This is a genomic window from Peribacillus sp. NPDC060253, from assembly GCF_042727425.1.
Lineage (GTDB): Bacteria > Bacillota > Bacilli > Bacillales > DSM-1321 > Peribacillus.
Map to the genome: position 1 here is coordinate 1 of NZ_JBHXAS010000158.1, position 8,567 is coordinate 8,567.

The window sequence follows — 8,567 nt, forward strand, 5'->3', positions numbered from 1 at the left end:
TAAAAATAGATTTTAAAGTTATTGTAATATACATAAATAGTGATAAGAATTCCAACTATTTTACTGAAAGTTGGAATTCTTATCAAGTTAGAGAGTGTTGGATTTTTAAAAAAATTTGATGTACTTCATAAATTCATTTGTAAAGGATTTTGACTCTTTTAGCGTGTCTTACTTGTACTAGAACCATTCTATTTCAGTCTTTACTTAATGTAAGCATCACTGACTAAAACATTAGAAAGAACATTTGTTGGGATGACAAATTCTGATTCACCATATGCACCAGGTGCCACTTCGTATTTATCGAAATAAATCACTAATTTTCCATTATTATTGATATAGAAGTTTTGGTTTTTATTTATTTTTTGGAACAATCCTGCTGCTTCGATATCATTTGGAATGCCCTCAACCCAATAATAATTATTTTCTTTATCTTCTTCATATCGCTCAATCATTTGGGTTTTGATATTTTCACTAATGATATCAATGTAATGATCATTTTTAAATAAACTTGGCAACGTAATTAATATTTCATGTTGTTTATCGATTGTGTCAAATTGAGTTGCAGAATATCCATTTGATGTACTTACTTCGTAACGTTTGATTGAAAGGATTTGCTCGTTATCCGTTTTTACTTCATACCCACTTTTAATTCCCAAGTGAGCTCCACCAATTTTATTCGCATATTTTGTTTCTTTTTTGAAGTTTTCAAAAAGTGCTTTTCCTTCTGTTAGGTATTTTTCATTTAATTCGTTTTCTAGTTTTTTATTTTTTAATCCACTCACTGATGGAACTTTAATATTTGCTTTAGATTGTTCTTCATTTACATTAAACTCAGTGAATGTAACGACTTTTGCTAAACTACCAATCACAGGTATGTTTGAGACAGTGGCTGCAAACGATTGATTTGTATTCACACCAGTTATAAATAATGCGGATGCGGCTACGGCAGTTAATGCTGTATATAATTTTTTATGATTTTTTTCCTTTTTCATTGGGTATCCAGCTTCTTGTTTTAATGCTTTTATGACCACAAAATCTAACTCATCTGGAATCGGAATATTTTCATATTCTTTTCTCAAGTTTTCTATTTTTCTATCTGTCATGAGAATCACTCCATTTCTAAATTTCATTCAACGTGATACGCAGCATCGATAATGCTTTATATAATCTTGTTTTCACAGTGTTTATATTTTTATCTAAAATTTGTGCAATTTCTTCTAATTTAAAGTCTTCAAAGTAGCGTAATATGATGACGCTCCGATATTGAACTGGTAACGAAGTAAGAGCGATCTTGAGATCGACATCTTCATAATGATCTGTTTTCCCACCATCCAAACTCGAAAGAACATTGTCATCTACTATAACCGATCTTTCCTGTTTTCGAAGAAGATCAATTGAAGTATTAATCACAATTCGATAAAACCAAGTTTTCAAAAAATCTGGATTCTGCAACGTTTCTTTATTGGATAGTGCTTTTATAATCGATTCGTGTACAACATCTAGCGCATCTGCCTGGTTCTTTACATAGTGAAAAGCAAGTCTATAATATTTTTCTTTGTTTTGTATCACAAAATCTGCAATCAACTGATCTAAGTTTAGTTCGTTCACTATATTTAATCCTCTCAATCGATGTGGTATTAGAGCTCTGTACTTATTAAACGTATAGCTTGTCCAAAAAGTTTTCATTCTAAGAGAAAAATTTCAAGAAATAATATATTATCTAGTTTTTTTGCTTTGAAAAAGACTATTGTTGATTTTCTTTAATTAAAGACCTCGTTAAAACAGCAGATTTGATTAGCGAGTACTTATAGAACTAAAGGGGCAGGTTAGTTGAACAAGAAGTAAATGTTAAAATATTAATAATGACTAAGACGTGGTGTATATAAATGGGTAAGAAAATGAGAAAGTTTATAGTATTAAATGCAAATAGGTTATCCTTCATAATAATTACTATTTTGCTAATTGGTGAGGTTTTAGCTTTAGTGAAGGAACAATCTACTTGGAATATTGTATATGTAATTATGCTAAGTATTTCGTGGTTGAGCTTTTTGTTGCTGGTTTTAGTAAAACCTAAAACAGTTGGAGAGGAGTAATTGTGTATTCAACTAACGGGGCAGGTTAGTTCCATAAGGAATACTGTTAAGTGACATTAAAGTCGTTTAAAAACGTCAGTCCTGTTATTCCATTAAAGAGCCGGATTGTGGAGGATTGGAAGAAGGAAAGCTATGTATAATTAGTGATGTAAGTTTATGCTTTTTATGTAATAATTATTTTGTAGAAATGTAAAGTTACAATTCATACATAGTGAAGGTGGGGATCATAATGGCAACGGGAACGCATACTGTAGTAGTTCCAGTAGATGTACAAGCAGTTTGGGATTATGTCAGTGATCTCGAAAAATGGGCAACGACAGTACCAGCCTATAAAGAACATGAAATCATAAATGACAAGCAATCTATTTGGACATTTGAAGGTAGTGTGAAAGGTATTAAAAAAACAATACAAGCGCAGGTAGATATTACCGAATGGAATGAACCTTCAAATATTAAGTTTGAACTAAAAGGTTTATCAGATAATTTTACAGGAAGCGGTCACTTTACTGCAGAAGATGTTAATGGTAAAACAATAATGACTTGTACGGTGGAAATCCATGCAGGCGGATTATCTGGTGCGGTGTTAACACCAATTATTAAATGGGCTGTTCCAAAAGTAGCATCTCGTTTAACAGAATCTATCGCACGTAAAATTGCAGTATTCTCATAGTTTTCAAAGATTGAAAGCCAATTCATTTTGGAGATACCTTCTCTGAAGTATAGATGGTAACATTCTGAAGTGACCAATATAATGATATCGAGCTCTACTAGAAATTTTATAATTAGCGGAAAGGTGGCTGTCCAAAAAGGATGGCCTCTTTTTTTCAATATTCCAGAATCGCTTTTCTTAATGAACTAACGGGTGCGTTAGCTGAAGATCAGAGCTGTCTTTAAGACAGATTTTCTTTATGCAACTATCGGGGCAGGTTAGTTCCATAAGTATTGTTAAAATGGACTATATATAATTTGTAAGTCCTATCTCATGACCGTATATATAATTTCCAATAGTTGGTAATATACAGAATGAATTATTCATATGAAATATTTATAGATGGTACCAAAGGTATTTTTCGAAAACTATCTATAGGCCATAATAAGAATTATCCAAGAGACACCCTAAGGATCTTGGTGTTTGTCTGAATCCATCCTTGAAGCTTTTCAGGGATGGATTTTTATTTTTTACTTTTCTTAGCTGAATAATATGTCTCAAGAGCGACTTAAAGAGAGCTGGATTTTCAACCCGTCTTATTGCACTAACCTGGCCCTTAGTTCCGTAAGAAAAAGGTTGCCGCAGCAACCTCCCTTATTGAAGTAAAGTACCTGTAAGTTGCATAACTAAACCTTTGATACTTCCCATAAACCAATAGAAAACAAAAGGACCATAAGAAGGCACACTATAATATATATCGCCTTTCTTACCCTAAATGGTAGTGAAGTTATCAAAAGATAAACAAAATTACCGAAGATTCCTGCTCCACTTACTACTTCACTCTGCTCTTTATCTTGTTCTTTAGTATATCTAATGGACAATATTAATCCTGTTAGAGATAAAAGAACAAGGAAGAGAAACCCTATATCTATGTTCAATTCAATTTGCCTCTCTTATTTTAGGTGGATCTCGTTACTTTATATGCATTTTCACCACCACTTTTACAAGCTTCTGAATCTAATATATTATAACTCCTTGTTGAACTAACCTGCCCCTTTAGTATAGTAACTAAACTGTAAACGGATTGTTACGCAAATAGCATTGTTGAAGGAGACTTCAATGTATATAATTAATACTCGTTAAGGAGTGTTGAAAGATGATAAGCGTCACAGTAGATAAGTTAAAATTCAAGAAACAATTATCGGTGATTGAACAAATCACACTGAAAGATTTTCTGTATACCTGGGTAGGTAGCTCAAGCAAGGGATTTGATGATTTTTTTCACCTTGAGTACACAGTAGATGTATTTGCCAAAATGGAAAAAACGACGAATGACACCGATTTGTTGATTTCTGATGATGATTATTTCAGATACATAACATTGACGGAAGATAATCAAATTGTGATAGGTGTTTTAGATATGAATTCAGAATTAAAACAAAGAATAATTGTTCACTAGATAAGATTAAATAATTCTTCGTTTTCTTTAACCCATACAACAAGAGGCAGCGTGGTACACTGTCTTTTTTTATTTGTTCACTATATGTCATTGTTTGTTATACCTTGGATAATGATATTAAACGAGAAAAAATATTAAAAGGGCCAGATGTAAAGAAGGAAGACGTTCTACAAGATGCATTAGATAAGATAGTACGAAGTGATTACTTTATTGCGAAAACCGACCAAGTATAGGATAAATTCTTCCTTAATTCGTTATATACAGGTTTTGCATGAAATGCATTGTTTTAAATACCATACTGATTATCAATGAATAGTGAGTAAATAAAAGGTTATTTCTTTGCATAGTTTTCTTCAATTTTGTTGAGTAACTTGAATATGGGAGAGTAGATTAATGTCAGAAACGTATCGTTCTCGTCAGGAACGAAAACAAGTGGAAAAAACAAAACAAGATCAAAAAAAAGGTGAAAACTCCCCTAAAAGAAGGTCTTTCTTGAAAAAAGTTTTACTTTGGTGCTTACTGTTAGTTGTTGTTTCAATTGGAATAGGGGCAGTTACGGTTGCAGCAATGATTAAGGATGCACCTAAAATAGATGCTTCAAAACTAGTCGATCCGCTTTCTACCAAATTATACGATAAAAACGGGAATTTCATTTACGAATATGGTAAAGAAAAGCGGACAAAAATTAAGTATTCTCAAGTTGCAAAAATGTTGGAACATGCTTTCATTGCCACGGAGGATGCACATTTTTATGAACACAATGGCATTGATATAAAAGGAACTGCGAGAGCAATCTTCAAGAACCTAAAAGGGGATTTCGGATCTCAAGGCGGAAGTACGATTACACAGCAGGTCATTAAAAACTCCTTTTTGTCACCTCAGAAAACAATAAAGCGAAAGGTACAGGAATGGAGCTTGGCCTATCAGCTTGAGCAAAAGTATTCCAAACATCAAATCTTAATGATGTATTTAAATAAGATCTACCTTGGAGACGGGGCATATGGTGTAGCAGCTGCCGCCAAAAATTACTACGGAATCGATGCCGATCATCTAAATAAATTAACGCTTCCGGAGGCCGCTATGCTGGCGGGGCTCCCACAGAGTCCAAGTTATTACGATCCCACTGAACCCGAACATGTGAAAGCTGCAACAAATCGTCGTAATATTGTTTTAGAAGCTATGTATAAACAAGGGTATATTACGAAACAGCAATTGGAGGATGCAAAGAAGGTTCCAGTTACAGCAGGACTTGTTCCAAGAACGAAACAGAAAGGGATGCCGTACGAGGCGTTTTTGGACGCTGTTGTAAAAGAAGTTGAAGGAAAGCTGAAAAATGTAGATATCAGTTCGGATGGATTATCTATTTATACGACGCTAGATCCAAAAGCTCAGACCTTTGCGGACAAAATAATGAACACCGATACGATTATTTCTTATCCAAATGACAATTTTCAAGGAGCCTTCGTATTTTTAGATACAAAAACAGGAGAAGTTCGAGCTATTGGAAGCGGTCGAAACCAATTTAAAGCTTCCTTCCGAGGCAACAACTTTGCGGTTGATATTAAACGTCAACCAGGATCTACTTTCAAGCCAGTCTTTGATTATGGTCCGGCTATTGAAAATTCAAAATGGTCTACAGCACACCAAATTAATGATCATGAGATAACCTACTCAAATGGTCAATCTATTTCTAACTGGGATCATCAATATCACGGAATGTTGTCGATTAGAACAGCACTTCAATGGTCATACAATATTCCAGCACTCCTTACCCTTCAAGAAGTAGGGTTGGATAGAGCACAAAACTTTGCAGAAAATCTGGGTATTACTTTTAATAATAATAAGGTGTACGAATCATATGCGATTGGAAGTAATACGGTTAATCCATTAGAGTTGGCAGGGGCATATAGTGCTTTTGGAAATAACGGTGAATACAATACACCACATTTTGTTCGTAAAGTTGTCTATCCTGATGGCAGAGTTGTTAATTTAACTCCAAAGCCAAAACGTGTTATGCATGATTACACAGCTTATTTGGTGACGGATATGTTACGGACAGTCGTAAAATCTGGTACAGGAAAAACAGCAAATGTCCTTGGACTAGATGTGGCTGGAAAAACTGGCACAACCAATTTTGACAGTAAAACCAGAGCACAATATGGATATCCATCCGGTTCGGTAAATGATAGTTGGTTCGCTGGTTATACACCGCAATACACTATGGCGGTTTGGACTGGATATACTAAAAATGGTCCAGGTAATTATATGGATGGAAATACAACTAAAATCTCGCACCAAATGTTTAAGGTCATGCTGGAAGCGTTTGGAACAGACCAAAGTAGCTTCCAGCAGCCTAGTGATGTATACCGGGTGAATAATGAACTGTTCATTAAAGGTGCAAATCCTGAAGAAGCTCCACCAGTTACAAAAAATAAAAAAGAAAAACCATTGGATATTGGTGGAAATAAAGAGGGAAAAAAACATAAACAAGAGGAAGAGAAGCATAAACAACAAGAGGAAAAGAAACACAAACAAGAGGAAGAGAAGCATAAACAACAAGAGGAAAAGAAACACAAACAACAAGAGGAAAAGCAACACAAACAATAAAGATTTTTAGGATGGGATCGCATTGGTTCCATCCTTTTTTATGATACACATAAGAGAATGTGAGGGTTTCTACTTAAACTATAGGGTGCGTTAGCTGAAGATCAGAGCTGTCTTTAAGGCAGTTTTTTCTTATGCAACTATCGGGGCAGTTTAGTTGAATAAGAATCCTTTTATTTCACTCGAATCAATGGGATTATATGGTAATATAAAAAATGAAGGAAAATTGATTTTTAAAAGGGAAAATCCTATTGAAAAATTCAATCATTGGTGGTGTGATTCTCATTGAAAACTATCCAAAAGATGTATGAGCATTTAAATTGGGCTAATCAACGTATTCTTGAAACATTGCAAAGTATTGAAGATAAAAATCAAGAGGTGAGCCGTTTGTTTTCCCATATCCTACTTGCAGAAAAAGTATGGATAACTAGATTACGAGGATTGGACAGTTCACGACTGCCCATCTGGTCAGAGGTCGATATAGAAGTCTGTGCAGAGCTTGTTATGCAAAATAAAGAGAGCTTAACAACGTTTCTTACTAATTTATCAAATACTGACCTAGATAAATTAATATCCTACACAAATAGTAAAGGAAAAGAGTTTAAGAATTCTATACGGGATATTTTAATTCATGTAGCATTGCATGGTCAGTATCATCGAGGACAGATTAACTCACGACTTCGAGCAGATGGTTTTGAACCAGTTAATATTGACTTTATTACATTTGTGAGATAGATGTATTCGGGGTAGCCTTATTCAATACTAGTTTATGATATGCGTCTATGTTCCACTAACAGGTGCGTTAGCTTAAGATCGGAGCTGTCATTAAGGCAGCTTTTTCTTTTATCGAGGCAGGTTTGTAAAAGAATGCAGGTACAAAGATTTTTCTGAAACTGAAAAAATTAAAATCTTGAGGGGGAGTAAAATGAAAGATATTCATGATGAAAGCACATGGCCCGTTTGGGCTAATGAGACAATAGACATTGTCGAACCAAATCCCAAGTGGGTAGAAAAAGGTAATCAGGAAAAAGCACTTCTTCTTAATCTTCTTTCAACTTTCGGCATAACGGAAATTCAACATTATGGAAGTACATCTATTCCTAATTTACCAGCTAAACCAATCATTGATTTAATGGCTAAAATTGATTCATTTCAAAAAATAAAAGAAATATCTTCATTGTTAGCTAATCATGACTGGCATTATGTACCACCTAACATAGACAATCGACCTTGGCAAAGATTTTTTGTGAAAGTAATTAACGACAAACGAGTAGTACATTTACATATTTTACTTGAGGGAGAAGAACGGTGGGATAATCAGCTACTTTTTCGTGATTTATTACGGACTAATCAGCAGTTTATTGATGAATACGCTATTCTTAAAAGAGATTTAGCAAAAAAATATAGCAATGATCGTGAAGCGTACACTAAAGCAAAAACAGAATTTATCAATTATGTTCTTAAATCTTAGTTGCGAACTAATATAAGTTTGTGAAGAAATGTACTTAAACTAACGGGTGCGTTAGCTGAAGATCAAGCTGTCTTTAAGGTAGCTTTTTTTTTATGCAGCTATCGGGGCAGGTTAGTTCAACAAGCTTTAATTAAGAAATATTCCCATTTCAAACTTATTTAGAGCAAGGTTATTTCTTGCTTTTTTCTTTGTGTTTTAAAGTTGCTTTTTATTCAAAAAGGGTATTTTTTATTGAAAAATAATACTTTTAGTGTAAAATTACACTAAAAAGGAGTATTTAGTATATATGGA

General features: G+C 33.9%; 8 protein-coding genes. 6 read left to right on the forward strand and 2 right to left on the reverse strand.

Features of this window, described 5'->3' with window-relative positions; all coding sequences use genetic code 11:
* Positions 1-200: 200 nt before the first annotated feature.
* Positions 201-1,103 (reverse strand): anti-sigma-V factor RsiV, encoded by a 903-nt coding sequence (gene rsiV, locus ACFWE9_RS24210; protein WP_230162640.1) that lies wholly within the window; start codon positions 1,101-1,103, stop codon positions 201-203.
* Between the two features lie 16 nt (positions 1,104-1,119).
* Positions 1,120-1,608: an RNA polymerase sigma factor SigV gene (locus tag ACFWE9_RS24215; protein WP_230162642.1), complete on the reverse strand. Its 489-nt coding sequence runs from the start codon at positions 1,606-1,608 to the stop codon at positions 1,120-1,122.
* 278 nt (positions 1,609-1,886) lie between these two features.
* On the opposite strand from ACFWE9_RS24215, the gene ACFWE9_RS24220 reads away from it, so the two are divergent.
* The 6 genes from ACFWE9_RS24220 to ACFWE9_RS24245 all read left to right on the forward strand — a co-directional run bounded on the left by ACFWE9_RS24220 (position 1,887) and on the right by ACFWE9_RS24245 (position 8,276).
* Entirely contained in the window at positions 1,887-2,093 is a 207-nt protein-coding gene (locus ACFWE9_RS24220; RefSeq protein WP_230162644.1) for a hypothetical protein, read from the forward strand.
* Positions 2,094-2,322: 229 nt separating this feature from the next.
* The gene (locus tag ACFWE9_RS24225) at positions 2,323-2,763 is read left to right on the forward strand and encodes an SRPBCC family protein (protein WP_053347531.1); all 441 of its coding nucleotides are present in this window, start codon (positions 2,323-2,325) and stop codon (positions 2,761-2,763) included.
* A gap of 1,135 nt (positions 2,764-3,898) precedes the next feature.
* Complete coding sequence (locus ACFWE9_RS24230; protein WP_377359196.1) at positions 3,899-4,201, forward strand: hypothetical protein; 303 nt, start codon at positions 3,899-3,901, stop codon at positions 4,199-4,201.
* A 393-nt stretch (positions 4,202-4,594) separates the two neighbouring features.
* Positions 4,595-6,808 (forward strand): transglycosylase domain-containing protein, encoded by a 2,214-nt coding sequence (locus ACFWE9_RS24235; RefSeq protein WP_377359198.1) that lies wholly within the window; start codon positions 4,595-4,597, stop codon positions 6,806-6,808.
* Positions 6,809-7,090: 282 nt separating this feature from the next.
* Positions 7,091-7,540 carry a DinB family protein gene (locus tag ACFWE9_RS24240; protein ID WP_230162650.1) on the forward strand — a complete coding sequence of 150 codons (450 nt, stop codon included), beginning with the start codon at positions 7,091-7,093 and terminating at the stop codon, positions 7,538-7,540.
* Positions 7,541-7,730: 190 nt separating this feature from the next.
* Complete coding sequence (locus ACFWE9_RS24245) at positions 7,731-8,276, forward strand: GrpB family protein (RefSeq protein ID WP_377359200.1); 546 nt, start codon at positions 7,731-7,733, stop codon at positions 8,274-8,276.
* The last annotated feature ends 291 nt before the right edge of the window (positions 8,277-8,567 follow it).